The organism is Lonepinella sp. MS14434 (assembly GCF_042468235.1).
GTDB lineage: Bacteria > Pseudomonadota > Gammaproteobacteria > Enterobacterales > Pasteurellaceae > Lonepinella.
The window spans coordinates 572,009-596,628 of the sequence record NZ_CP170386.1 but is presented as its reverse complement, the minus strand read 5'-3'; the positions used below and the strand labels follow the sequence as shown (position 1 = coordinate 596,628).

Below are 24,620 nucleotides of genomic sequence, written 5' to 3'. Positions count from 1 at the left end.
TGTCTTTCTTTGTAGCCCCCGTTTATCGGGGGTTTACTTTTATCAGCGTGCCAGCCTGTTCACTGCATTTTGAATCTGACTTTCACCGATAGGCAATTCATCAAGATAGCGTTTCTTGGCTTGGTGATATGCCAATCTCGCATTAAACAAATCAGCAATTTTTCTAATTTGTTTTTCATCCTTTGGCGTGTATCTTGTATAACGTCTATCGTGTTGACTGGTTTCACATTGACGATTAAAACGGCTGCCAATAATTCTTTCAATACGTCCAACTTCGTTGCGTGCGTTCAAGAAATGGACTTTAAAATAGCTTTCTTTTTCGCTGATGCCCACTTTGGGATTATCAAGCATTGCTTTACAAATAATCATTTCTCTTGTGAGCATAATTATCCCCTTGTTGCTTTTTGTTGTTCAATCCATTGATTAACTTCTGCTAAATCCCAACGGATAACATTTTGTGAAAATCGGATCGGCTGTGGAAATTTGTTAGCCTTGACGAGTTCATTTAATTTTGTGCGACCAAATCCAACCTTTACGATTACATCTGTTGCTTTGATAAGTTGCTGTGATTGATTGTGTGATATTTCCATAATAACCCCTTATAACTGTTGTTTCGTTTAGTTTTGTAACGTTACGGGGGGGAATTAAAGCGGATTTTTAATGAATTGAAAAATCGATAAGTTACTTATCATAAAAGAAAAGCAGCTTTTAATATTTAATAAGCTGCTTATGATCGTAATTTAATTTACTTTAGGCGGTTGAAATGGTCTTATCCAGCGGATTATAGTTTGTAAACTTTGCTTTAAATCTAATTTATCTTTTATATCTATTGCCATTTGCTCTTGTGTTGTTTTAGGGTGTGTTTCCCATACTTCCTTAGCCCATTCTTCAGCATTAATTTGATCTATTTTTTTAGATTTTGGTTTCTTTCCGTTTATTTTTCTTTCAACTGTTGGCATTATTTCAGCTAACTTTGATAATCTTAGAATATGTGTTCTGAGCATTGTATCTAAATTGATTTCTATTGATGCTTTCAATATTTCATTTATTTGTTTCAGTTGAATTAAATCAATTTCATAAGAGATATTATCTTTTGATTTAATACTAATATTATTAATCAATTTTTCTTGGGTCTTTTGAATATTTCTGAAATGTTTTATTGTATCTTCAAAGGAATTTATAACATCATCATAAGGTATTGGTTCCATATTATTCAAAATGTTTTCTACCGCTTTTTCTTTGAGATTTTCTTCATCAGAATATATTTCTTGAACAAGAGATTTTAAAACTTCTGTGTGCTTAGATATATCCATAAAATGCCCCTTATTGCATTATCCCTTATGATAGGAACGCACCAACAAGATAAGGTTTCTTGCTTTCAGGGATCAGCCTAGGTGCGTTTAATTCTTTTACTCGTTATTATCGTTAATATTTATATTAACATCAAGTAAATCTGTTTTCTTGCCTGTTTTATCCGTGTGACTTACTCGCATAAATATATCGGGCTTTTGTGCCTGTGCTAAGTTAGCTTTGATAATTGGGCGTTCTAATTCATGTTCAACCCAATAATTATCTAATCTTTGATCGTTCATGGCTTGCTTAATTTTTTTATTATTGTAGATAGTCCATATTACAGAAAAAATTATAATAGCACCTAGAAATAATAAAATTATTGTCCATGAATGAGCCAAAATAACAAAAACGATAACGGAAATAAGTACAATAATACTCAATAAAACAATCTCGAAAAACATTATTGCCCCCTTTGCCACTAACTACATCTAAAAGATAGCGATATTCTGACGTTTTTTCAAGGGTATTACAGGTTTTTTATTGAGCGATTGATTGATGATCTTAATTCGTTTTCTAATCTATCCATAGCTACTTTTTTCGCTCTCGCCTTGCCCGCACTTTCGGCTTTTTCCATAAAGTGCTGTCCTTCCATTTTTTCTGTTCCGTAGTTCACCATCCACCAATAAAACGGATCTCGTTTATCTCGGGTATTTTCGCCAATTCTTGCCATTTTCTGCCCTTTTGGTCGCATAATCCCGATCACCGTGTAACCCTTTGTGCCGTCCTTTGAAACGTATGTTTTATGGCGAACGTTATTTTTAACTGTGCCTTTCTGTCTAAAATTGGTGCTTGATTTCAATGTTGGAACTACTGGCTTTAACGTCTTTTTCATTTCTTTAGCCCCTGCATTTAAAGCAGTCCGCATAGATTTTCTGGCTTGTTTATCCACGCTCTTTTTAAGTTTTTCAAATTTTCTTAAGGTTTCCTGCAATCCTCTAATTTTACTCGCCATTCTATTTACTCCTATAAATCAATTCCGTTAAAATCTTGCAATGCTTGCTGATGTGCTTCTGATAGCTCAAAAATCAGATCGCCGTATTCAAGCTGATACGTACCATAAGACATTAAAAACGCTATGGCAGGGTCAATTTTATTCGCTGCCTTTTTCTTGTTCGGTTTAATATTGGCGTTTGCATCCGTTTCCATTACCACGTTAGATAATGCCCACGCTAAAACAGGGTCGCCGTTATGTTCAATCAGTTTACGATTAATTAGCACTTCTACTGATTTTGCTACGGGGCTGAATCGTTGATAAGTCTGCGGAAAGGGTTCTACTTCTAGCCCTGCTGATTGTAATTGTGTACGTAAATGTGTGGCGTTCCAAACATCAAAGCCAATCATTTTGATATTAAATCTTTCAGCGTCTTTTAAAATATCATCTCGGATTTTGTCATAATCGATACAGTCGCCCGTTGTAGTCGTTAGCCAGCCTTGCCGTACCCATTGGCGGTAAATAGCACGGTTTTTATTTGCCACGTTTTCAAGCTGATATTCTGGGATATAATGACGACAATATAACCGCACTTTGTTTTCAACTGGAAAGCTATAACAAATACTGGTTAAATCGCTCGTGCTGGATAAATCTAAGCCCATATAGCAGTCAGATTGCAGTAAATCGCTATCATCATAGCTACGCTGACATAACGCCCACGCATCTAAATTAAGCCACGGTGTTTGCCCGTTACACCATACATTAAAGCGTTTAGTGAGCATTTCCACCCATTCTGACGGAATACCCCTAGCTTTTCTGATTGTGTTCTCAAAATCTAAATAAGGAATAGATTTACTAATATTCGGATTGGCTTTAATCCAATTATCAGGGTTATCAATATCGCTTTCTTCGTCTAGCTCAAAAATCATTATGAAGATACTTTCGTTTTGCTCGTTGCCGTCCAAAATCTGACAACAATAATCATAATGCTGTTTACAGGCTGAAATAGTATTACTGCCTGCGGTTGTAATCGCAAATAAAAGCCCTTGTGGTCTTGCCCCTTGCCCTAGCTCTAGGGCTGAATATACGCTGTTGTCAGGGTGTAAATGGTATTCGTCCACAATAGCAAGGCTTGGGTTAGTTCCCTCAATGGTGCTTGATTTAGCCGCTAAAGGTCGCATTAAGCTGTTGTTCTTTGGGTTGATAAGTTTATGCTGTTGAATATTTAAGCGTTTCCGCAAGGGTTGAGAAAGCAAACACATCTGACGAGCGTCATCAAATACTATTCGGGCTTGGTCTCGGCTTACGGCTGCGGTGTAAATATCTTGCTGACCTTGTTCCATTATTAAAAACCAATTCGCCAGCACGGCTGCAACCGTTGATTTTGCATTTTTTCTTGCCACTTGAATGTAGGCGGATCGGTATTTTCTTAAACCTGTATCACGATATTTAAAGCCCAAAATATTGGCAAATAGAAATTGTTGCCAGTCGCTTAACGCTATCGGTTGCCCCCTTAGGTGTCCTTTGACGTGCGGGCATAATCTGGAAAAGGCAATAAACTTGGCTACGGTACTTTCATCAAAGATATAATCAGGGTTGGCTAAATCAGCAAAATAACGCTCTACCGCTTGCTTAATGCGTTTACAAGCGTTTATCTTGTTATCCCTTACTGATAATGCGTAATCGTGCCAAATGCTCATAGTTACATTGCTAGAATATTATCAAGCTGATCTGCTTCTTCGCTTTCTACTGGATTTTTTCTACGGCTGACGGGGTCAAATCCTAATAGGGTTGACATCTTGATCATCACTTTTTCAGCATCCGATTTAGCAGACAAAGCAGGGTTTCTTGATTTTGTCCCCTGTGAATTGGTAATAACAAATCCATTCTTGGCTAAATCCGCTACGGAATGCCGCCAAATAGCGTAATTTTCGCAATAGATTTCTAAATTGGTTAAATCCTCTGGCTTAATATCGCCACGCTCTGATAGCTGTTTAATGCGTGCTTTCCATTGGCTCTTAGCAATATTATCTAAGAACTCTGGCGTTCTGTATGTTTTCTGTTTGTTCATGGCTTTCCTTATTCTCTAAAAAATTGCCGTGCGTAAAAATTGAGTTGGGCGGGCGGTTCGTTAGGCTTGGGATTTTCTTTTCAAAACTCCCCCCACCCGTCTAAAACAAATTTAAAACAAAATATAACTTATTGATATTTAAATAAAAACTAATCTTTAAGTTTATTATTGCTTTTTTGCTCCGAATCCACGTTGGTCTATGACTCTTGTCTTATAGCTATGGCAATCACGGCATAATGGTTGATGATTATCTGACCGCCAGAAATTCGGATCGGCTTGTCCGTTCTCTACGGGTTTAATATGGTCGATTACAGTTGCAGCTGTATATTTTCCTTTCTCTAAACACATCACGCATAAAGGGCGGTGCTTTAAGTATTCGGCTCTATATCTGCTCCATTTGTGGTCGTAACCACGTTTACTAGCACTTGCTCGCTTATCCTTTGGCTTATGTTCTTCACATCGCCCAAATCTAACCCGATTTCTACAATTCGGATAACTACAACGTTTTAATGGTTGAATTGGCATAACTTCCCCCTAATAGATACAAGGCTCTCTGTACACATTCCATAAACTGCTGATAGTCATTGGTATAATGGTTTGAGCAGTGTCAGTTGTGATTTCTCGGTTAGTGTACAAGTGAGCGACATACATCAAGCAACCGACCTTGATTGCTGGATAAAATGGAATCGTTAAATCTGTTTCCTGTTCGCCAAATACTTTGCCAATATGCTTTTGTGCTACTTCAACGCTGACGTTAATAAATCCAGTAAGTAAGCTATCATCTAAATTAAAATCATCGGTTAAATTTAAATGTGCTTTTACTTCTTGAAGATTGATTAAACTGTTGCTAGTGGTTTCCATAGGCTTCACCCTCTTTACACATTAATTGCAGTTCTCTATGCTCATCTTTGCTATCAATTACTGAATAAATGCTTAACAATCTATCGCCGTATTTAATTCGCATTTTCCGATCTACATTGTCAATATAACGAATTCGCACCCGAATAATATTTTCACCCATTTGAAAAGGACCGCTAAAATATTCACGCCCTTGAATAGGCTCTACACTCGCACGAACAGTCGCAAAATCTTCCCATATTGGATTGTAGCCGCTAGAATAACCGCTCTCTTTTTCCTTGGCATAATTGCGATTCTGCAACGTAATCACCTTGTTATATTTGCCAGCCTTAATCATTCGTGCCATTGCTATCACCTTGCTTAACTTCGACTGTTTGCTTCCATGCTTGGCTAAATTCATCGCCACCAGCATAAGGCGTAAGCCCCTCACGTCTTCTTACTTCATTCGGTGACATCACGCCCGATTTAATCGCAATCTCATAGCTACTAAAGCGTTCATTCTGACTGGTTCGCAATAAATCAGCGGTATCAAATTCAATTAAATAACGGGGTGCGGTTCTATCTGCCACATCAACCATTAAGGCATCTTTTAGCTGTTGTTCAAAATTGGTTAGCCATGGACGCAAAGTCTGTGATAAAAATGCTCGGCTTGCTTCACTGAAATTTGAATAGCTACTGTTTGAATATTCCTGTAAAAAAATCGGACTGATATTAAAAATGCGTGCGATATCCCCGATTGTAAATGTTCGGCTCTGCAACCATTCCGCATCTTGGTTTGTCATGCCTAGCTGCTTATATTCCATTGACCCCTCAAGAACTGGCGTTTTACCCGCATTTTTAGCCCCTTTGTAACGCTCTAGGGCTTTAATGGCTTTTTGTGCCTTGGCTTCGTCTAACCATTCGCTTGTAGTGATTAAACCGCTCGCCATTAAGCCATTTTTCATCACGCTTGCCCCGTGTTTTTGCTGTGCTAATCCTAGCCCGATTGCTTCACGGCAAATCGTCACAGGCGAACGCCCCATAAAGCCATCAAGGCTAGAATGGCGTAAATGTAAAATCTCATCCTGTAAGTATTGGTGCGTGTTTCCGTCTAGGTCGGTAATTTGATAAATATACTTGCCACCCACTAAACGGATAATATTTACCGCACTTGGCGGATAAGGTGTTAGGCTTTCTGGCTGTCCTTTTTTATCCCACCCAATCACCGCATAAGCATTGCCATTTAGCAAGCAGTGTCGCATCATCGTGTATTTAAACTGATAAGGGGTTTGATTGCGGTTAGGCATTTCATTAAGCAGATAGTCAATAGGGTGATTAAAAACTCTTTCCCGTCCGTCATCTTTAAGCTGATACAAATAGCAAGGCATACTTGCCACCGCTTCACTAATCACCGTTACGGCGTTCATTACCGCTGGCAAGGCTTCGGCGGTTTGCGGACTGACAAATTCCCCTGCACCTGTATTGCTTACGCCCAAATAAGAAAGCAGTTCATCAATATTGACTTGGGTGCTACGCTGTTCTTTTTTTCGTCCAAATAACCACATAATCAAAGCCCCGCTAATTCAGCCCAACGGTGTAAAAGTGCGGTCGGTTTTTGCTTAATTTTTGCCTGTTCCATTGAACGCTTGGCAATCTGAATATTACTTTCAGGATAAGCAGGAATACTCGTTACTGTGATTTCCACTAATTCCGCATTTTTAATTGTTCGCTGGCAAGGTGTCACATCAAAATCCCATTGTTCGGATTTAACCAAAAAGCCAAAAGACATGCCCGAAATATCGCCACGCTCTACACTAACCAATAAATCACGCCCTAGGGTCGTATCAGGCGGCGTTAATTCAAAACGTAACCCGATCTTATCTTCTTCCAGTTTTAACGTATTGGCTTTCGTTCTGCCTAATAACTTGCTGTAATCGTGTTCAAATAATGCCCGAATATCCGACCCACTCGCTAAACTTTCTGCAAAGGCGTTAGGGGAAAAACGCTCTATAAAATCCCCCCATAATAATTCGCTAGGGCTATCCCATTTCACCACATAGCCAATCAGTTTTTTATTTTCCGCCTGAACATCTGCGGATCTAATTTCAAAATCTTTATTCATATTCTACCCACTGACAAAAAAGGGGCTTAACGCCCCCTGTATCGAATTTATTAAGCAGTCGTTTCAATAAACTTGATCGCATTGCTATCCACTACGCCACCGCCTAAATATTTATCGGTATGGACTTTATAAAAGCCTGGCTCTGTAATGTTATCTGGTCGAGTGCGTACGCCTGTTTCGTGGTCTACGATATAATAACCGCGTTTAAAATCACCAAACGCTAATACGGCTTGATTCGCTCCACCCGTTGGCATTGTTTCAAGGAAATAAACAGGACGACCTAAAAGCGTTGCGGGAGCGTCTGCGGTTAAGCCGTCACGCCAAATATAATCACCGTTTTTATTTTTGATTTTTTGCAACATCGCTGCAATGGTAGAAGACATCACCCAAACGGCATTTTTACGATATTTACTATGTAAGGTATAGAACAAATCAATTAAATTATCTGCGGTGATTTTATCTGCCCCTGCAACTTCTAATTTTTGCAACTCGCCAAACGGGCGTGATTTATCGCTATTAGTAGAACGGGCATAAGCTAACAAGCCTTTTGATTTTTTATTACCGTCGCCATCGGTCAAATCTACTTCTTCAGTTTCTGCAAAACTTTCTGAAATTTCTTCCGTCAACCAACCTAAAACATCAATAGACGAAAAATCTAAAATTTCTTGCGTGGTTTTCGGATAGGCATAAATCGGATTTAAAGCAATGGTGACTTCATTTAATTTCGGTGTATTGGTCGCCGTGCGTGCTTGCCCTTCTTCACCGTGATTAATCACCGCACCACCAGCAGAAACAAGTTTCTTATACTCTTTCGCACCCACAGGCAAGCGAACCACATTACAAATCTGACGCATAATGCTGTCATCAGTTAAACGGCTCATTACTTGCTTATCTAATTGCGGGATTACTGTATAACCGCCGTCATCATTTGCAGTCGTGGATAGCGTAGAACGCAATTCACCTGTTTTAATGTAATGGCGTAGCTCATCGTTTCCGAATTGAGCTTTACTGCTTGTTTCTACTGGTTTTCCTGCTTGGTTACGTTCTTCATCTGTCACAGATTCATAACGGGAAATTTCATCGCTTAACTGTTTAACCGAACCTTTTAATTTATCAAAATCTGCTGATTCAGTTTCATTTAAGCTGCGGTTTTCCGCATCCGCTTTACTCAAAATGTTACGCATATCTTCAACGTGCTTTGCCTTTTGTTGGCGTAGTTCTAAAAGTTTTTTAAACATAATTTAATCCTTTGATATTTATCTTAATTAAGACGGCTACAATCAGCCCATATCATAATATAAGCCCATTCAAGAGAATGTAAATAGCCTGTTTTTTGAGCGATTGGATACGGTCGGTTATGATAAGTAAATAATTTTTGATTGATTATTTTTTAATCTTTGGAATAAAGAAAGAATCTATAATTACAGAATTTTTAGGCTTTTTTATAGAGTGAACACTAGTGAACACTAGTGAACACTAGTGTTCACTTAAAAATAAGGTATTCACCCTATAATATATTAATATATAAGGATTTTTTATTAAAAGGTGAATGGGTGAATACCTTTTTAATAAAATTTAAAACACAGGGCAAAATAATAAATCTTGCTATATTTAAAAGGCAGTCTAAAATAAAAAGCAGACTGTATAACGTCTGCTCCAAATGTTCATCGAATTGTATTTTAGTAGTATCGTATGTAGTATCTTGTAAGAAATTAAATTAACTTTCTATTAAAAATCAATGTATTAATATACGATTTCGAGTCCAGCTAGTCCACTAACAAAAAAACCTAGACATTCGTTCTAGGTTTTTTTTACAACTTTATTAATCTTTATTCAGGGTGACGTACTGAAACTTCTTTTAATAAAGTTTGTAACTCACCAGATTGGTACATTTCTAATACAATATCACATCCACCAATTAACTCACCTTCAACCCATAGTTGGGGGAATGTTGGCCAATTAGCATATTTAGGCAATTCTGCACGGACATCTGCGTGTTGTAAAATATCCACATAGCCAAAAGGTACCTGACAATTAATTAATGCTTCTACTGCACGAGCTGAAAATCCACAAGAAGGTAATTTTGGTGAGCCTTTCATGTAAATTAAAATTGGGTTTTCAGCAATTTGTTTCTTGATTTTATCTAAAGTTTCCATAGGATTTCCTTATTATAGTTTTACTGCTTATTTAATTTGATAGCTAAAAGTGCGGTCATTCTATCACAAGTTTTCGACCTTGTGTAATAACCAAGTAAATCTATCAATTATTATAAAATATTGTGTGGTTTACCAACTGCCCCCAGCACCACCGCCGTCAAAACCGCCACCACCGAAGCCACCACCAGAACCTCCGCCAAAGCCACCGCCGAAACCACCTCCGCTACCACGGCGACGACTGTTTAAAACAGATGCTGCAATAATCGCTGCATTTTGTAAATTATGGTTAGCAGTTGGGCTAATATACGGTTTTCTACGCCAACTTATTTCGCCAAATAACACAAATAGGATAAATATTACTACCATGATAAAAGGTGCGATTTGATCCATTAGATCCTCTTCTTCTACTTGAGCAGCATACTCACCTTTACTCGCAGCAATAATATGTTCTAAACCGTTATTGATACCCTGTGCATATTGACCCTGTTTAAAATAAGGCAAAATACCTTGTCGAATCAGTTGAGATAAAAAGGCATCTGGTAATACCCCTTGTAAACCTTGCCCTGTAGCAATAAATATTTTCCGATCATTTTTTGCTACCAAAAACAATACACCATTATTTAACTGCTTACGACCAATCCCCCATTTATCACCTAATTCTGCTGTATATTGAGCAATTTCCTGTTCACCTGTAGTAGGAATAATAACTAACGCAATTTGTGAGCTAGTTTCTTTACCATATTGATAAAGTTTATTTTCAAAATACTGTTTTTCCTGTTCTGACAAAGTATTAGTGTAATCATTTACATAACGAAATGGATTTGGCACTGATGGAAATTCGGTAGATTTTGCCAGTAAACTGACAAAAATAAGGCTTAAAAAGACTATTGTTTTTAATAATTTAGTCATCAATTATCACCTCATTTGGTAATTCATTAATGTCATCTGGCTGATAAGGAAAATGGATAGATAATTCTTTACCTATTTTTTCAATTACCGATAAAACACCAATCGTATATTGTTTTTCCTTAAAATAACTAATCATAGACTGACATTGTTTGTGCCAAAATTCATCACCAACAAATTGGTGAATCCCTTGATCACCGAGGATAAAACATTGTTGATCTTTATATGCAATATAAATAAGTACAGCATTACGTGCTACTGTTTTGTGCATTCCCAGCTGACTAAATATAGCTAAAGCGCGGTCTAAATTTCCAGTGTTTTTAGGTAAATGACGTTCAATATATACTCGTAATTCTGCCGATGTCTGTTTTTCTAACTCAGCGATTGCATTTTCAATTTGTTTCTTATCAAATGGAATTCGGGAAAATAGGGGCATAATTTTAATCTGTTATAAAATGGAATCATATCAGGCGAACACATTGGTTCGCCCCTACTTAATATTAATTAAAATTAACCGTTGGTGCATTTTCTGCACCCGCAGTCGATTTGAAATACGGTTTATCTTTAAAGCCAAAAATCATTGCTGCAAACTTAGTTGGGAATTGGCGTACTTTTTGATTATAAACTTTTGCGGCAGCATTAAAGTCATTACGAGCTTTGTTAATGCGATTTTCAGTGCCTTCTAACTGAGCTTGTAAATTCATAAACCCTTCATGAGCTTTTAGCTCCGGATATTTTTCTACCGAAACAAGTAAACGAGACAATGCAGAACCTACAGAATCTTGATTTTGCTGGAATTGTGCAAGATTTTCTTCTGTCATATTACTTGGATCAATTTTCACTTGAGTAGCTTTCGCTCGGGCTTCAATGACTCCTGTTAATGTTTCTTTTTCGAAATTTGCTTGACCTTTTACAGTATTAACCAAATTTGGGATCATATCAGCACGACGTTGATATTGTGATTCTACATTTGCCCACACTGAATCAATTTCCTCTTCTGCTTTCACCAAACCGTTATAACTTGACATTAAAGTGAACCCTGCGATTACTGCTGCGAGGATAATTAGCAACCATTTTTTCATAATCATTCCTTATTTATATAAAAAGACCTAAACTAAGTTTAGGTCTTTTAGTCGTTATTTCTATTTAGTAACTAGATAAATCTAAATTACATAGTAACTTGTTTGTTACCTTGAACTTGAACGTCAACACGACGGTCAGGTGCTAAACAAGCGATTAATGCTTTACGACCTTTAACTGCATCACAAGTGTTGCCAGTTACAGGGTTTGCTTCACCGTAACCAGTCGCAGTTACAGAACCAGCATTAACACCTTTAGAAACTAAGTAGTTAGCTACTGTTTCAGCACGACGTTGTGAAAGTTTTAAGTTTGAATCATCTTTACCAATACGGTCAGCATAACCATTTACTTGTACTGCTGGGTTTGCTACTTGAGCGATTTCACCGTAGATACCATCTAAAGTTGCAGCTGCTTCAGGTTTTAATGTAGATTTACCGAATGCGAAAGTTACATCACTGTTTAAAGTGAAAGTTTTGTTAACAACTTCAGGCGCTGCCATAGGAGCTGCACCTTGACCAAAACGGTAAGATAAACCAGCTGTTACAGCGTGGATTTCTGGCGTATAGTCATAACGAGAACCGTCAACATTTTCTAATTTACCCACTTTGTTTAACCAAGTGTATTCAACACGTAATGCTAATTCTGGTGTAAATGCATACTCAACACCGGCACCTAAAAGTAATGAAGTTTTTAAGCTGTGTGCACGAGTAGCATCATTAAATTTTTGACCTTGTTCAGATGTTTTGTAGTCTGAACGAATTAATGCAGCACCTACTTTACCGTAAAAGTCTAAACCAGATAATGCTGGAGTAAGAACACCTAAGTCAACACTTGGTTTTAAGCTTAAATGCGCACCGTGGTTAGTATGTTTTGCTGTAGCTTCACCAGCTGTATGAAGTTTTGCACGACCGAAATCATCATAACCTAATTCAACGGCTAAACCTAAGTTGTCTTGATTAAGAATTTGATAACCACCGAATACACCGTAAGTTACAGAATTTTTCTTAGTACCAAATGCCTTTGCTTCGTTTTCATATTGAGTATAACCGTCATGGAATGATGCCCAACCTGCTTTAGCACCGGCATAGAAAGTATTTTGTTGTGGAGCTGCTTGAGCAACTGATGCTGCTGCTAAACCAGCGATAGCTAATGCGATAGCTGTTTTTTTCATTGTGATGATCCTCTTATTTAGTCATCTAATTTCAAAAATATCAGCTGGATTCAGCTGAATTCCGAGTACAAAAAGATGTACTGTTTATTATCTCCACCATAAATATTATGGTTTCGAAATACCTATTTTAGGGTTAACAAATTTGCCCTACTATCCTTTTGATACATTCATTTACCTTAATTTTGATTAAGGAAACACTTCAAAAGTATGCTTATTATCCAATGAAAAAATACAAAAATCAAATATTTTTCGCTAAACAGGTCAATTAATAAACAAAATGCCCTAGTCTGATTCATTTTTATACAAATTTACCCCAAGCAACTTATAAAATTGATGTTTGGATAGGCTCTTTTATAAATTTCAATTATTTAACTGCATTTTCTATTTCAGTTACCATAGCATCCATGGACGCTAAGCCACCAAAAGCTAAATACCAGTTAGCGGCATTTAAATACACAATATGATTATTTTGTGCCGCTTGTGTTTTATTAATAATCGCATTATTTAAGACTTGTTGAGCATTATTATCTTTATCCGTCACTGCCGCAGTACGGTCAATGATTAATAAGTAATCTGGATTTTTCTCTACAACATATTCAAAACCTACACTATTACCATGAATTGATGCTGATAGTGCTTTATCAATCGGAGTAAAACCAAAATTTTGATACACCATCGCATAACGAGATTGATCACCAAAAGCACTGATACGACTCTCATTCACTAAGGCGACTAATGCTGTTTTACCTTTAGTTTTCTCTGCTAATACAGACATACGTTTATCTAATGCATCTAATTTTTGTTTAGCTTGCTCTTCTTTATTAAAGATTTTACCAATAGCTAAAATATTAGATTGAAATGTTGGATAAAAATGAGCAAAATCATTTTCTAGCATAAATACTGGTGCAATACCTTTTAAACGCTCAATAAGTTTTTTTTGACGTGGTGATGCAATAATTAAATCCGGATTTAATTCATTAATTTTCTCAAAAGCAGGATCTGGCGATGTTCCCATATCTGCATATTTAGCATCATGAAATTCATTTAAATAAGCAGGGATTTTACCCTTTACAGTACCAACGATAGTGGATTTCTCATCCAATTCACGAATCACATCAAGGGCAGCAAAATCCAGTACGACTACTTTTTGTGGATTTTGTGGCACAATTTGCTTACCCGCTGCGTTCTCCACTTCAATATCTTTTGCGTTAGCAAAATTTACTACACTAGTAGCAACAAATAACCCTAAAGCAAGTTTTTTAAATGTGTTTTTCATAAAATTTCCTTTTATGTGTGGTTAATATATAAATTTTATCTAAAATAAATCGCAATTTTCTGCTGCTGAATATGCTCAATATTAATCGACATATCATAAATTTGCTCTAATACTTCTGTTTGCATTATCTCATCTACTGAGCCTTGTTGTATTAATCGTCCATTTTTCATCGCAATAATATAATCAGAATAACAGGATGCAAAATTAATATCATGAATGACGATTACAATAGTTTTCTGCAGTTCACTGGCTAATTTGCGTAACACCTGCATGATTTGCACCGAATGTTTCATATCCAGATTATTCAAAGGTTCATCCAGCAAAATATAATCCGTATCCTGTGCTAAAGTCATGGCAATATAAGCTCGTTGACGTTGTCCACCACTGAGTTGATCAATATATTGATGACGGAATGTATCCAAATTCATATAACCAATGGCATTATCAATAAAAGTGCGGTCATTTTTAGTTAAATTTCCCTTACTATAAGGAAAACGCCCAAATGCAACTAATTCTTCCACAGTTAAGCGTAAATTAATATGGTTTGATTGCTTTAAAATAGAAAGTTGTTTAGCAATTTCGCTACTTCTTTGTTGACTTAATAGCACATTATTTAACCGCACTTCCCCTTGTTCTGGCGAAAGTAAACGACTCATAATTGCCAAGACGGTACTTTTGCCTGCACCATTCGGGCCGATAAAAGACGTAATTTTTCCTGATGGAATGCTGAAAGAAACATTATCCACTACTTTTTTATTACCATAGCTTTTACTGATATTATGAATTTCAATTGTCATAACTTACTACCATTTTTTCTGTGTTCGCAACAGTAAATAAATAAAATACACCCCACCGACAAAGTTGATGATAATACTCAATGTAGTATTAAAGGTAAATACTTGAGACACCAATACTTGCCCGATAACCAAGGTGATAATCGCCATTAAAATAGCGGTTGGAATTAGAATTTTATGCTTAAAAGTAGGTATGAATTCAAAAGTAACATTCATCACTAACAAGCCTAAAAAAGTTAATGGTCCTACCAATGCGGTGGAAACTGAGGTTAAAATGGCTACAATAATCAGTAAATGACGAATAATTTTTTGATATGGAACACCAAGATTAATCGCCTGTTCACGTCCTAGTGCCAATACATCAAAATAACGCCAATACCTCATACTCACAGCAATCGTGACCAATAAAATACCCATGGCTAACCATAAAATATCTAAATTCATTCGGTTAAAACTGGCAAAACCAATATCCTGTGCAATTTGAAATTCGTTGGGATCAATTAATACTTCCATAAAGGTAGTTAAACTTTGGAAAAACGTCCCGAACACAATCCCCACCAACAATAAAAAGAACAAATTTTGTTGTTCTTGTTTAAATAAAAAATGATAAAGCAATAAAGCAAATATCACCATGATGGCTGTTGAACCTAAAAATAACAGAATAGGATTAACCGATAACAATGTGGTTGAACCAAATAAAAAGATAATTAAAGTTTGAATTAACAAATAAAGCGAATCTAATCCCAATACACTTGGTGTTAAAATACGGTTATTCACCACCACTTGAAAAATCATCGTCGCGACTGCAATCGCTGTCCCAGTTGCCATAATAGCCAACACACTCAATGCTCGATGATGTAATGCATATTCCCAACGGCTAGGCAAGTTATAACCGAGATAAACACATATAGCCAAAAGGGTTAAGCCACATAGTAACATTAATTTTCGACGGTGCATTGATTTCATCTTTTAACCTTGTTGATAACGTTTAAATAATAAAATCAGAAATATTGCACTGCCAAACACTCCCACAACGGCATTGATAGAAATTTCATAAGGAAAAATCACCAGACGACCTAAAATATCACAAAACAGCACAAATACTGCCCCGAGTAACGCGGTATGCGACAAAATCTTTTTCAAATTATCACCTAAATAAAGGGTAACCAGATTTGGCACGATCAAACCTAAAAATGGAATAACACCGACAGAAACAATAATAATTGAAGACACTGTCGCGACAATAGCGAGCCCTAAATATAGGACCTGTTGATAGTTCAACCCAAGATTAGTGGCAAACTCTTCGCCCATTCCGACAATGGAAAAACGATTTGCAAATAAATAAGCAATAATTAATGCTGGTAAGCTAAAATACAGCATCTCATAACGCCCAGCCATGACCAATGAAAAATCCCCTTGCAGCCAGCCAGCAAGGTTTTGTAACAGATCTTCTTTATAAGCGATAAATGCCGTAATAGAGCTGATAATATTACCAAACATAATTCCCACTAAAGGGACAAAAATACTGTCTTTAAATTTGAGACGAGACAGAATGCTCATAAATAGCAATGTCCCCAAGAAAGAAACAGCAATAGCAATTCCTGTTTTCACTAACATTGATGCGGACGGAAAAAGTAAGATAGCAATTAAAATACCTAATCTGGCACTATCCATTGTACCTGCAGTAGTGGGTGAAACAAAACGATTACGACTCAATTGTTGCATAACTAAACCGCAAATACTCAATGCGGCTCCTGCAATCAAAATACTGACCAAACGTGGTACACGACTAATAACAAAAATTTCCCATTGTTCACCGTCAAGGGCAAATAAGCCAGTCAAATTTACCGTGCTAACCCCGATAAATAGTGATAACACAGAAAGCAAAATAACCAACAAAAATAAGTAACGGCGTTTAATCAAATTATATCCTAACTAGAACACAAACAAATGAGAATCATTATGCTTAAAGAATAGCATAGAAAACATGTTTTTCAAAATAAAAGTGCGGTGCAAATTCTTTTAAAACTTGCACCGTGCTTCGGTATAAATGTTAAAATTTAAGAAGCTTTTCGGCTGATTTCGCTTTTACTAAGAAATTCTTACGTTCTTTATCTGCCATACCTGAATTAGTGCCCGGCAATTTAACTGTCATCGGATTTACTGCTCGACCATTAATATGGAATTCATAATGTAAATGGGCTCCCGTAGAAATACCAGTATTACCTGTTAAAGCGATACGTTCACCTCGTTTTACCGATTGTCCTGCTTTTACCAAAGGTTTACTTAAGTGCATATAAATCGTTTGATATTCACGACTATGACGAACGACAATATAACGTCCTGCACCGCCCGCTTGATAAGCCACTTTTTCTACAATACCGTCTGCTGGCAAAATCACAGGAGTTCCCACCGGCACGGCAAAATCCACGCCTTTATGAGGGCGAACTCGTCCAGTGACTGGATGACGGCGTGCTGGGTTAAACGGTGATGAGATCCGAGCTTGGCGCTGTAATGGAATACGAGCAAACCCTTTACCAATTGTTTCCCCTTGACGATTATAATAACGACCGTTATCTGCTTGAATGGCATAATAACTTTTTCCGTTTGTCATAATATGAATAGCGTCAACATTACCTTGCCCAGTTAATTTATTATCCAAATATTCACGTGTCACTAACACCGCAAAATTATCCCCCTTAGACAATTTTGCCACATTCACTTGCCATTGAAGTGCGGTACTTAATTGATTAATTTGGCGATTATTCAAGCCTAAATTACGTAAACTCATATGCAATGAACCTTTAATTTCGCCTTGCAATACATCTTTTTTCCAAATACTTTTCTTCTCAAGAATTTGACGAGCGAATTTGCCGGTATCATTCAATTCATAAATCCGTTCTTCTTTTTCGGAAACTAACCAGTTTAAATATTCCAGCTCATTTTCATTATTTAAAATCCAATAGAGTTGCTGACCCGGTTTAAGATTTTTTAATTCGGGATAGCTCGCAATTAACTTTTTGCTGGTTTCATCTTCTAAACCTGACATTTCTAGTACATCGTTTAATTTATCGCCACGCACTACGGTATAAGAAAATTGATCAGTTATACGTTTAGCTTGATCTATCGCATCTAACAAATCATCTACAGCACTTTGAGCCTCTTCGGGTAATTTATCACTAAGATCCACTTGATCAACTTCATCATCTTCTGCTAATAACTCATCATCATAAGATGTCGCATTTAACGAATCGTTGATTTTTTCCGGAGGAATACTTTGTTCTCCTTCAGATATGATTTTTGTTGAAGGCGTTAATGCTTGATATTGACTTTCAATCGGCGTATCAATTGTTGATAATGGTTCATTCTCAGCTGTATTTTTTAAGGTTAAAATTCCGCCAGTTATAATACACAGTAAGCCCAAAAAGAAAATCCCCGCTTTAATACGTGATTTTCTTCTGCGTCTTTCTCGAGCTAACTTAACGTGCTGAACCACTATACAACTGTCCTAATAAAAACTTGTGTGCTTATGACAAAAAAAATGATAAAAAATTCATTATAAATGATAATTTTTATATTGCTCTAACAGATTTTCTTGCAATGGTGGCATTTGCAAATAAAATCCCTGTTGTTGAATGTTCTGTATCACTTCTTGATTATTTGCATGCACCAAGGGCTTGTTGCCTTTTAAGTTAAATAACATGACAAAAATCGGCGTGCCAAAAATCTGACGTAAACTATCCGGCACTGCATTAAATTGATCACGCTTTTCCACATAAAGATACATCCCGTCTTTTTTCTTACTTTTATAAATAGCACATAGCATATAAAAAATATTTCCCCCTAAAATTTAACGCTTGTGAGAATAACAGAAATCGTTAGAATGTACAGCACAAATAAGTTAAGGAAAGAAACAGAATGCAATTCCCTTTATTACAATCCGCCAAATTAATTAAACGCTATAAACGCTTTTTAACCGACATTGAATTACCTAACGGCGAAATTATCACTATCCATTGTGCCAACACCGGTGCAATGACGGGTTGTGGCTCGCAAGGGGATATTATTTGGTATTCCGATTCTGGTAGCACAACGCGTAAATATCCCCATTCTTGGGAAATTACACAGTTAGCCAATGGTCAATTAGTGTGCATTAATACTCACCGCTCTAATCAGTTAGTATTTGAAGCATTACAAAACAAACAAATCAAAGAACTGGCTGAATACGATCAGATTTTCCCTGAAGTTAAATATGGTGAAGAAAATAGCCGTATTGATTTCCTACTTAAAGGCAACGGACTACCCGATTGTTATGTGGAAGTGAAATCAATTACTTTGGTGAAAAATAATATTGGTATGTTCCCAGATGCGATCACTACACGAGGACAAAAACATTTACGAGAATTGCTCGCAATGAAAAAACAAGGACATCGTGCCGTAGTGTTATTTGCTGGGTTACATAATGGATTTGATTGCTTTAAAATTGCTGAATATATTGATCCTGAATATGATCGTTTGTTAAAAGAAGTGCAAAAACAAGGGGTTGAAGCCTATGCTTATGCCGGAGAATTTGAAATTTCACAAGGCGTTCCCACCGCACTTTTACTCACGCATGCTGTGTCATGGGTTAAATAAATGAAAATTTTTGATAATTATTCGTATTTAACAGTTGACATATTATTTGAGAATAGCTATCATTAGCACCATTCAAACAATAATAGATAATCACTCCATCATTTTACGCCACTCACCCCCACAAAGAGTGGCGTTTTTTTTTGCTTTTCGCGAGTTGTTCTCATAATAAACCCCGTAGCTCAAATACGGGGAATTTTTTCGCCCTAATTTGAAGTATCCAACACGGCAAAGGATTTCACCAAATCATCTATCGCTTTCATTTGACTAACAAAGCCCTCTAAAACAGATAATGGTAAAGCTGAAGGACCATCACATTTGGCTTGATTTGGATTTGGGTGTGCTTCCAAGAATAAACCAGCGATGCCAATGGCTAAACCTGAACGAGCAAGTTCGGTCACTTGTTCACGGCGACCACCTGATGCGGCACCGAAAGGATCACGACATTGTAACGAATGGGTCACATCAAAAATCACAGGACTACCCTTTGATGCTTTTTTCATCACACCAAAACCTAGCATATCCACAACTAAATTATCGTAACCAAAGTTAGTCCCACGATCACATAAGATCACTTTGTCATTACCACATTCTTCGATTTTTTCTACAATATTTCCCATTTGCCCTGGGCTTAAAAATTGTGGTTTTTTCACATTAATCACCGATCCCGTGCGAGCCATGGCTGCCACAAGATCAGTTTGACGAGCTAAAAATGCAGGTAATTGAATCACATCTACCACGTCAGCAACAGGTTGACATTGGTAAATCTCATGCACATCGGTAATGATTTTTACGCCAAATTGATCTTTTAATTCTTGGAATATTTTTAACCCTTCGTCCATTCCTGGTCCACGGTAAGAATGAATGGACGATCGATTAGCTTTATCAAAAGAGGCTTTAAATACATAAGGTACGCCTAATTTTTGTGTTACTTCTACATATTTCTCGCACACTTGCATTGCCATATCACGGCTTTCTAACACATTCATTCCGCCGAATAATACAAATGGCTTATTGTTGGCTACTTCAATATCACCAATTTTTACAATTTTGTCCGTCATAATGTTTCCTTTTTAGTGTAATAAATCGTTATGCAATTCTTTTTCAATTTCAGGCAGTTGAGCCATTAGCATGAATGCCGTTGGATCATCGGGGCATTTTTCTACAAAATAATGCAAATCTTCCACAGCTGCATGATATGCCCCCATTTGGGCTAACACTAAACCACGATCTCGCCGTTCGTAAGGTTCAAATGCTTTATAAGGATAGTCATCATATTTATAGTTTAACAAACGGCTTTCAATATACTTTAATGCCGCATCATTATGTTCTTCCCGAATTAAACAGCTTTTTGCCAGTTGAGCAAAGCGTTCTCTCAACTCATGTGGTTTGGCAACGGCTAAGTCTTCTTGTGACATCGTTGCCCCAAAGCCAAACGCCCCTTCGTAGAGCTTTTGTAAATCCTGCTGATTTAAATATTTGCCGTCCCAAGGATCAATAAATGCCACTTCATTATCCACATCAGCACGCAAAATGAGCTGGGTTGGGAACATCACAGGGTACAATGGTAACGCTAATTTATCCGCTAAATACAACAGAATACAACCTAGGCTGACTGGCATTCCACGGTGCGAACGTAGTACATAGCTTAAATACAGATTTTCCGCTTGAAAATAATGTTGTGGATCGCACTCAAAACCCCAATCACCATACATTAATTGTAACAATTTATGGATTTTAACTCTCACATCATCATCCGCTGGAATAACCTTACGAGCTTTTCGCACCAATCCACCCATCAAAGAACGAATTGTACGTAAATCTTCTCCGTCATCTTCCGTGGTGATTAAATAGAAACTTTCCATTTCTAAGTAAAGAGATTGTTTGAGTAAATCTATTTTCATTTTAACCTTGCTAATGTAACTCGTTCATTACCACCATAATCCTTGACAGTTTGTACCGAGTGCCATAAATTTTTCGTCAAAAATGACCGCACTTTTTTACCCTGTTGCCAACCATGTTCTAACAAAAGCCAACCTTGTGGTTGTAAAAACTGCGGTGCTTTTTCAATAATTTTTTGTAAATCTGCATAACCTTGATCTTCTGCTACCAATGCAGATAAAGGCTCAAAACGTACATCACCTTGCTGTAAATGTGAATCTTGCGGATCAATATAAGGCGGATTACTGACAATAATATCAAAGCATTCAGCAATATTTTGAAACCACGAGCTTTGTTGAAATTCTACATCAAGCAAATCATTTTGCTCTGCATTTTGTCGAGCTAATGCCACCGCACTAGCCACCAGATCCACACCTAAAATGCGATATTTTGCACCGCACTTTTTCAACTCATCAGCCAAAGCTAACGCAATCGCCCCCGTGCCTGTACCTAAATCTAAAATTGACACTTCGCCGTTTTGTTGTATTTTTTCTTTAGCGAGAATTAATGCGTGTTCCACCAACATTTCGGTATCGGGACGTGGAATTAAGGTATCAGGTGATACTTTTAGATTCAACGACCAAAATTCAGTTTCACCAAGCATGTAAGCGATTGGCTCGCCCTTGGCTCGGCGAGCTAAAAGTGCGGTTAATTTTTCGCAATTTTTTTCACTCAATTCCCGATCGTTAAATGCCATTAATTGCGATTTTGAGTAACCAGTAACAAATTGTAATAATAAATAACTATCCGCTTTGGCGTTTAAATATGGATCGTTGGTTAAATTTTCGGTTAAGTATTGTTTGGCATAAACGATCCATTGTGAAATATTCATTACGCCTGTTCCGACAACGCTGCCAACTGATCCGCTTGGTATTCGGTAATAATCGGTTGAATAAGTTCATCAATTTTACCATTCATGACTTCATCAAGACGATACACGGTTAAATTAATACGGTGATCGGTCACTCGACCTTGTGGATAGTTGTAAGTACGAATTTTATCAGAACGATCCCCCGAGCCTAATAGATTACGGCGAGTATCTGCTTGTTCTGCAGCTTGACGTTCTTGCTCGGCTTGCACAATGCGAGAAGCTAATACTGACAAGGCTTTCGCTTTGTTTTTATGTTGTGAACGTTCATCTTGACATTCTACCACAATACCCGTTGGGATATGGGTAATTCGCACCGCTGAATCGGTAGTATTGACGTGCTGACCACCAGCCCCTGATGAACGATAAGTATCAATCCGTAAATCGGTTGGATTAATTTCTGGCAATTCGCTTTCAGGCAATTCTGGCATCACTGCTACTGTACAAGCAGAAGTATGAATCCGCCCCTGACTTTCGGTTTTTGGCACACGTTGTACGCGATGCCCACCCGATTCAAATTTCAACTGACCATACACACCATCGCCAGAAATTTTGACGATAATTTCTTTGTAGCCCCCTTGCTCACTTTCGTTGGCACTCAAGGTTTCTATACGCCAACGCTTACTTTCTGCATAACGGCTGTACATACGGAATAAATCCCCTGCGAAAATCCCCGCTTCATCGCCGCCAGTACCCGCACGGATCTCTAAATAAGCATTATATTCATCATTCGGATCTTTCGGCAAAAGTAAAACTTGCAACTGTTGCTCTACACTTTCTACTTCTTCTCGGCATTCTTCAATTTCCATTTCTGCCATTTCTCTCATGTCTGGATCATCCAGTAGAAGTTCGGCTTCTTGCATATTAGAATGGAGTTGTTTCCAACGAGAAAAGGCTTTCACCACATCTTCTAATTGAGCGTATTCCTTAGAATAAGCTCGGAATTTATCTTGATCGCTGATTACGCTGGCATCGCCTAAAAGAGCTTCAAGTTCTTCGTAGCGTTCGTTTAAACTGTCTAATTTACTAATAATACTGGCTTTCATTATTGGACTAACCTTTAAAATAAAATCTGTTAACATTGTAGGGGGGTGTGCATAGGCTCTAATGCTTGAATTGCGGTTTTAGCAGATATGCAATATGCCCCCACAATGGGTGTTATTTCTTAAAAAATTTTGCGTATTCTAGCACAAAACTGCGGTGAAAATTAACGGCGTTTTGGAATAAATCTATTTTTTTATTGTTCTCACCGCTCAAAACAAGGATAATACGCAAGATTAACTCACGAATTTTACTGATAACAATACCTTAACTGATTTTATGGAATATATTTTACTCATCATTTCCACCGCCTTGATTAACAATTTTGTGCTGGTGAAATTTCTCGGTTTATGCCCGTTTATGGGGGTATCCAAAAAAGTGGATACCGCTGTTGGTATGGGTCTGGCAACTATGTTTGTGATGACAGTGGCGTCCTTGAGTGCCTATTTAGTTGATACCTATATTTTAGCCCCTTTTAACGCACAGTTTTTGCGTACTTTAGTGTTTATTTTAGTAATTGCGGTAGTGGTGCAATTTACTGAAATGGTGATTCATAAAACCAGTCCAACACTCTATCGTTTACTCGGTATTTTTTTACCATTGATTACCACTAACTGTGCCGTACTCGGCGTAGCATTATTAAATATTAATCTCGCTCATAATTTAACCCAGTCAGTGGTGTATGGTTTTTCTGCATCATTGGGATTTTCTTTAGTGTTAGTATTATTTTCCGCTTTGCGTGAACGTCTTGCCGCCGCAGATGTGCCTCTGCCGTTTCGTGGTGCATCCATTGCATTAATCACCGCGGGTCTGATGTCCCTTGCTTTTATGGGTTTTGCTGGCTTAGTGAGAGCTTAACCAATGACAACCTTATATTGTGTGTTAATCGCCATTAGCGTACTCGCCTTAATTTTTGGCGTAGTACTCGGTTTCGCCTCCATAAAACTCAAGGTGGAAGCGGATCCCATTGTGGAAAAAATTGATGCGTTATTGCCACAAACTCAGTGTGCACAATGTGGTTATCCGGGTTGTCGTCCTTATGCTGAAGCCATTGCCAATGGTGATGAGATCACCAAATGTGTCCCCGGTGGTCAACAAACCGTGGTAAAAATTGCTGAATTAATGGGCGTTGATGTGCCGGCAATAGACGGCATGGAAGAACCGGAAGTTAAAGTGGCATTTATTCACGAAGATATGTGTATCGGTTGTACAAAATGTATTCAAGCCTGTCCAGTAGATGCCATTATTGGTACCAATAAAGCCATGCATACGATTATTCCCGATCTTTGTACTGGTTGTGAACTTTGCGTGGCACCTTGTCCAACAGATTGTATTAGCATGGAAAAAGTGGAAAAGCCGATTGAAAGCTGGAACTGGAAAATCGATCCGAAAATGGTGATTCCAATTAAGTATGAAAATAAAATGGTAGTAGGAGAATAAA

The 24,620-nt window shown here is 37.4% G+C and carries 31 protein-coding genes; 3 read left to right on the top strand and 28 right to left on the bottom strand.

Annotation, left to right across the window (positions count from 1 at the left end):
• Nucleotides 1-42: 42 nt before the first annotated feature.
• The 24 genes from O1Q79_RS02995 to O1Q79_RS02880 form a co-directional block, all read right to left on the bottom strand.
• Nucleotides 43-384, bottom strand: a complete 342-nt coding sequence (locus O1Q79_RS02995; protein ID WP_386692879.1) for a hypothetical protein — start codon at nt 382-384, stop codon at nt 43-45.
• A 2-nt stretch (nt 385-386) separates the two neighbouring features.
• Nucleotides 387-590, bottom strand: coding sequence for a helix-turn-helix transcriptional regulator (locus O1Q79_RS02990; RefSeq protein ID WP_386692878.1), 204 nt, complete (start codon nt 588-590; stop codon nt 387-389).
• Between the two features lie 150 nt (nt 591-740).
• On the bottom strand, nt 741-1,313 hold the full coding sequence (locus O1Q79_RS02985) for a hypothetical protein (protein WP_386692877.1): 573 nt from the start codon (nt 1,311-1,313) through the stop codon (nt 741-743).
• Nucleotides 1,314-1,409: 96 nt separating this feature from the next.
• A complete protein-coding gene (locus O1Q79_RS02980) occupies nt 1,410-1,754 on the bottom strand; it encodes a hypothetical protein (RefSeq protein ID WP_386692876.1) in 345 nt (114 codons plus the stop codon).
• 65 nt (nt 1,755-1,819) lie between these two features.
• Nucleotides 1,820-2,305: an HK97-gp10 family putative phage morphogenesis protein gene (locus O1Q79_RS02975; protein WP_386692875.1), complete on the bottom strand. Its 486-nt coding sequence runs from the start codon at nt 2,303-2,305 to the stop codon at nt 1,820-1,822.
• 11 nt (nt 2,306-2,316) lie between these two features.
• Nucleotides 2,317-3,984 carry a terminase large subunit gene (locus O1Q79_RS02970; RefSeq protein ID WP_386692874.1) on the bottom strand — a complete coding sequence of 556 codons (1,668 nt, stop codon included), beginning with the start codon at nt 3,982-3,984 and terminating at the stop codon, nt 2,317-2,319.
• Between the two features lie 2 nt (nt 3,985-3,986).
• Nucleotides 3,987-4,355: a phage terminase small subunit P27 family gene (locus tag O1Q79_RS02965; RefSeq protein WP_386692724.1), complete on the bottom strand. Its 369-nt coding sequence runs from the start codon at nt 4,353-4,355 to the stop codon at nt 3,987-3,989.
• Between the two features lie 165 nt (nt 4,356-4,520).
• Entirely contained in the window at nt 4,521-4,880 is a 360-nt protein-coding gene (locus tag O1Q79_RS02960; protein ID WP_386692723.1) for an HNH endonuclease signature motif containing protein, read from the bottom strand.
• A gap of 9 nt (nt 4,881-4,889) precedes the next feature.
• Nucleotides 4,890-5,216, bottom strand: coding sequence for a head-tail connector protein (locus O1Q79_RS02955; protein ID WP_386692722.1), 327 nt, complete (start codon nt 5,214-5,216; stop codon nt 4,890-4,892).
• A complete protein-coding gene (locus O1Q79_RS02950; RefSeq protein ID WP_386692721.1) occupies nt 5,203-5,559 on the bottom strand; it encodes a phage head closure protein in 357 nt (118 codons plus the stop codon). The genes O1Q79_RS02955 and O1Q79_RS02950 overlap by 14 nt, the downstream gene beginning before the upstream one ends.
• Nucleotides 5,543-6,757, bottom strand: a complete 1,215-nt coding sequence (locus O1Q79_RS02945; RefSeq protein WP_386692720.1) for a phage portal protein — start codon at nt 6,755-6,757, stop codon at nt 5,543-5,545. Before O1Q79_RS02945 ends, O1Q79_RS02950 begins: the two co-directional genes overlap by 17 nt.
• A gap of 2 nt (nt 6,758-6,759) precedes the next feature.
• Nucleotides 6,760-7,314, bottom strand: a complete 555-nt coding sequence (locus O1Q79_RS02940; protein ID WP_386692719.1) for an HK97 family phage prohead protease — start codon at nt 7,312-7,314, stop codon at nt 6,760-6,762.
• A 50-nt stretch (nt 7,315-7,364) separates the two neighbouring features.
• Nucleotides 7,365-8,552, bottom strand: a complete 1,188-nt coding sequence (locus O1Q79_RS02935) for a phage major capsid protein (protein WP_386692873.1) — start codon at nt 8,550-8,552, stop codon at nt 7,365-7,367.
• A gap of 591 nt (nt 8,553-9,143) precedes the next feature.
• Nucleotides 9,144-9,470, bottom strand: coding sequence for a Grx4 family monothiol glutaredoxin (gene grxD, locus O1Q79_RS02930; protein ID WP_386692872.1), 327 nt, complete (start codon nt 9,468-9,470; stop codon nt 9,144-9,146).
• 129 nt (nt 9,471-9,599) lie between these two features.
• Complete coding sequence (locus O1Q79_RS02925; protein ID WP_386685920.1) at nt 9,600-10,379, bottom strand: TPM domain-containing protein; 780 nt, start codon at nt 10,377-10,379, stop codon at nt 9,600-9,602.
• Nucleotides 10,372-10,812, bottom strand: coding sequence for a TPM domain-containing protein (locus tag O1Q79_RS02920; RefSeq protein WP_386692871.1), 441 nt, complete (start codon nt 10,810-10,812; stop codon nt 10,372-10,374). The genes O1Q79_RS02925 and O1Q79_RS02920 overlap by 8 nt, the downstream gene beginning before the upstream one ends.
• Nucleotides 10,813-10,876: 64 nt before the next feature.
• Nucleotides 10,877-11,458 carry a LemA family protein gene (locus O1Q79_RS02915; protein ID WP_386692870.1) on the bottom strand — a complete coding sequence of 194 codons (582 nt, stop codon included), beginning with the start codon at nt 11,456-11,458 and terminating at the stop codon, nt 10,877-10,879.
• Nucleotides 11,459-11,544: 86 nt separating this feature from the next.
• Nucleotides 11,545-12,627 (bottom strand): porin OmpA, encoded by a 1,083-nt coding sequence (ompA, locus tag O1Q79_RS02910; protein WP_386692868.1) that lies wholly within the window; start codon nt 12,625-12,627, stop codon nt 11,545-11,547.
• Nucleotides 12,628-12,991: 364 nt separating this feature from the next.
• Entirely contained in the window at nt 12,992-13,903 is a 912-nt protein-coding gene (locus O1Q79_RS02905; RefSeq protein ID WP_386692867.1) for a siderophore ABC transporter substrate-binding protein, read from the bottom strand.
• A gap of 35 nt (nt 13,904-13,938) precedes the next feature.
• Complete coding sequence (locus O1Q79_RS02900; protein ID WP_386692866.1) at nt 13,939-14,700, bottom strand: ABC transporter ATP-binding protein; 762 nt, start codon at nt 14,698-14,700, stop codon at nt 13,939-13,941.
• 6 nt (nt 14,701-14,706) lie between these two features.
• Entirely contained in the window at nt 14,707-15,654 is a 948-nt protein-coding gene (locus O1Q79_RS02895) for an iron chelate uptake ABC transporter family permease subunit (RefSeq protein WP_386693338.1), read from the bottom strand.
• 12 nt (nt 15,655-15,666) lie between these two features.
• On the bottom strand, nt 15,667-16,620 hold the full coding sequence (locus O1Q79_RS02890) for an ABC transporter permease (protein WP_386692865.1): 954 nt from the start codon (nt 16,618-16,620) through the stop codon (nt 15,667-15,669).
• Between the two features lie 130 nt (nt 16,621-16,750).
• Nucleotides 16,751-18,193, bottom strand: a complete 1,443-nt coding sequence (gene mepM, locus O1Q79_RS02885; protein ID WP_386692864.1) for a murein DD-endopeptidase MepM — start codon at nt 18,191-18,193, stop codon at nt 16,751-16,753.
• A gap of 60 nt (nt 18,194-18,253) precedes the next feature.
• A complete protein-coding gene (locus O1Q79_RS02880; protein WP_386692863.1) occupies nt 18,254-18,523 on the bottom strand; it encodes a YcgL domain-containing protein in 270 nt (89 codons plus the stop codon).
• A 92-nt stretch (nt 18,524-18,615) separates the two neighbouring features.
• Between O1Q79_RS02880 and sfsA the strand changes: the two genes are divergently transcribed.
• The gene (gene sfsA / locus O1Q79_RS02875; RefSeq protein WP_386692862.1) at nt 18,616-19,332 is read left to right on the top strand and encodes a DNA/RNA nuclease SfsA; all 717 of its coding nucleotides are present in this window, start codon (nt 18,616-18,618) and stop codon (nt 19,330-19,332) included.
• A 203-nt stretch (nt 19,333-19,535) separates the two neighbouring features.
• Here sfsA and kdsA read toward each other — a convergent pair whose 3' ends face one another.
• The 4 genes from kdsA to prfA are packed head-to-tail and all read right to left on the bottom strand — an operon-like array spanning nt 19,536 to nt 23,184.
• Nucleotides 19,536-20,390, bottom strand: a complete 855-nt coding sequence (kdsA, locus tag O1Q79_RS02870) for a 3-deoxy-8-phosphooctulonate synthase (protein WP_386685898.1) — start codon at nt 20,388-20,390, stop codon at nt 19,536-19,538.
• 12 nt (nt 20,391-20,402) lie between these two features.
• Nucleotides 20,403-21,233, bottom strand: a complete 831-nt coding sequence (locus O1Q79_RS02865) for a SirB1 family protein (RefSeq protein WP_386685896.1) — start codon at nt 21,231-21,233, stop codon at nt 20,403-20,405.
• Entirely contained in the window at nt 21,230-22,102 is an 873-nt protein-coding gene (prmC, locus tag O1Q79_RS02860; RefSeq protein WP_386692861.1) for a peptide chain release factor N(5)-glutamine methyltransferase, read from the bottom strand. Before prmC ends, O1Q79_RS02865 begins: the two co-directional genes overlap by 4 nt.
• Nucleotides 22,102-23,184, bottom strand: a complete 1,083-nt coding sequence (prfA, locus tag O1Q79_RS02855; protein WP_386692860.1) for a peptide chain release factor 1 — start codon at nt 23,182-23,184, stop codon at nt 22,102-22,104. The genes prmC and prfA overlap by 1 nt, the downstream gene beginning before the upstream one ends.
• A gap of 274 nt (nt 23,185-23,458) precedes the next feature.
• On the opposite strand from prfA, the gene rsxA reads away from it, so the two are divergent.
• Nucleotides 23,459-24,037: an electron transport complex subunit RsxA gene (gene rsxA / locus O1Q79_RS02850; protein ID WP_132300636.1), complete on the top strand. Its 579-nt coding sequence runs from the start codon at nt 23,459-23,461 to the stop codon at nt 24,035-24,037.
• A gap of 3 nt (nt 24,038-24,040) precedes the next feature.
• On the top strand, nt 24,041-24,619 hold the full coding sequence (gene rsxB / locus O1Q79_RS02845) for an electron transport complex subunit RsxB (RefSeq protein ID WP_386692859.1): 579 nt from the start codon (nt 24,041-24,043) through the stop codon (nt 24,617-24,619).
• The last annotated feature ends 1 nt before the right edge of the window (nt 24,620 follow it).

Bases quoted from the DNA above. Each gene is read 5' to 3' on its own strand.
- O1Q79_RS02950 (WP_386692721.1), bottom strand. From the start codon at position 5,559: ATGGCACGAATGATTAAGGCTGGCAAATATAACAAGGTGATTACGTTG.
- rsxB (WP_386692859.1), top strand. From the start codon at position 24,041: ATGACAACCTTATATTGTGTGTTAATCGCCATTAGCGTACTCGCCTTA.
- O1Q79_RS02900 (WP_386692866.1), bottom strand. From the start codon at position 14,700: ATGACAATTGAAATTCATAATATCAGTAAAAGCTATGGTAATAAAAAA.
- O1Q79_RS02880 (WP_386692863.1), bottom strand. From the start codon at position 18,523: ATGCTATGTGCTATTTATAAAAGTAAGAAAAAAGACGGGATGTATCTT.
- grxD (WP_386692872.1), bottom strand. From the start codon at position 9,470: ATGGAAACTTTAGATAAAATCAAGAAACAAATTGCTGAAAACCCAATT.
- O1Q79_RS02940 (WP_386692719.1), bottom strand. From the start codon at position 7,314: ATGAATAAAGATTTTGAAATTAGATCCGCAGATGTTCAGGCGGAAAAT.
- O1Q79_RS02990 (WP_386692878.1), bottom strand. From the start codon at position 590: ATGGAAATATCACACAATCAATCACAGCAACTTATCAAAGCAACAGAT.
- kdsA (WP_386685898.1), bottom strand. From the start codon at position 20,390: ATGACGGACAAAATTGTAAAAATTGGTGATATTGAAGTAGCCAACAAT.
- O1Q79_RS02905 (WP_386692867.1), bottom strand. From the start codon at position 13,903: ATGAAAAACACATTTAAAAAACTTGCTTTAGGGTTATTTGTTGCTACT.
- O1Q79_RS02960 (WP_386692723.1), bottom strand. From the start codon at position 4,880: ATGCCAATTCAACCATTAAAACGTTGTAGTTATCCGAATTGTAGAAAT.
- O1Q79_RS02995 (WP_386692879.1), bottom strand. From the start codon at position 384: ATGCTCACAAGAGAAATGATTATTTGTAAAGCAATGCTTGATAATCCC.
- rsxA (WP_132300636.1), top strand. From the start codon at position 23,459: ATGGAATATATTTTACTCATCATTTCCACCGCCTTGATTAACAATTTT.
- O1Q79_RS02865 (WP_386685896.1), bottom strand. From the start codon at position 21,233: ATGAAAATAGATTTACTCAAACAATCTCTTTACTTAGAAATGGAAAGT.
- O1Q79_RS02955 (WP_386692722.1), bottom strand. From the start codon at position 5,216: ATGGAAACCACTAGCAACAGTTTAATCAATCTTCAAGAAGTAAAAGCA.
- sfsA (WP_386692862.1), top strand. From the start codon at position 18,616: ATGCAATTCCCTTTATTACAATCCGCCAAATTAATTAAACGCTATAAA.
- O1Q79_RS02915 (WP_386692870.1), bottom strand. From the start codon at position 11,458: ATGAAAAAATGGTTGCTAATTATCCTCGCAGCAGTAATCGCAGGGTTC.
- prmC (WP_386692861.1), bottom strand. From the start codon at position 22,102: ATGAATATTTCACAATGGATCGTTTATGCCAAACAATACTTAACCGAA.
- O1Q79_RS02920 (WP_386692871.1), bottom strand. From the start codon at position 10,812: ATGCCCCTATTTTCCCGAATTCCATTTGATAAGAAACAAATTGAAAAT.
- O1Q79_RS02985 (WP_386692877.1), bottom strand. From the start codon at position 1,313: ATGGATATATCTAAGCACACAGAAGTTTTAAAATCTCTTGTTCAAGAA.
- O1Q79_RS02980 (WP_386692876.1), bottom strand. From the start codon at position 1,754: ATGTTTTTCGAGATTGTTTTATTGAGTATTATTGTACTTATTTCCGTT.
- prfA (WP_386692860.1), bottom strand. From the start codon at position 23,184: ATGAAAGCCAGTATTATTAGTAAATTAGACAGTTTAAACGAACGCTAC.
- ompA (WP_386692868.1), bottom strand. From the start codon at position 12,627: ATGAAAAAAACAGCTATCGCATTAGCTATCGCTGGTTTAGCAGCAGCA.
- O1Q79_RS02975 (WP_386692875.1), bottom strand. From the start codon at position 2,305: ATGGCGAGTAAAATTAGAGGATTGCAGGAAACCTTAAGAAAATTTGAA.
- O1Q79_RS02965 (WP_386692724.1), bottom strand. From the start codon at position 4,355: ATGAACAAACAGAAAACATACAGAACGCCAGAGTTCTTAGATAATATT.
- O1Q79_RS02970 (WP_386692874.1), bottom strand. From the start codon at position 3,984: ATGAGCATTTGGCACGATTACGCATTATCAGTAAGGGATAACAAGATA.
- O1Q79_RS02895 (WP_386693338.1), bottom strand. From the start codon at position 15,654: ATGCACCGTCGAAAATTAATGTTACTATGTGGCTTAACCCTTTTGGCT.
- O1Q79_RS02925 (WP_386685920.1), bottom strand. From the start codon at position 10,379: ATGACTAAATTATTAAAAACAATAGTCTTTTTAAGCCTTATTTTTGTC.
- O1Q79_RS02945 (WP_386692720.1), bottom strand. From the start codon at position 6,757: ATGTGGTTATTTGGACGAAAAAAAGAACAGCGTAGCACCCAAGTCAAT.
- O1Q79_RS02935 (WP_386692873.1), bottom strand. From the start codon at position 8,552: ATGTTTAAAAAACTTTTAGAACTACGCCAACAAAAGGCAAAGCACGTT.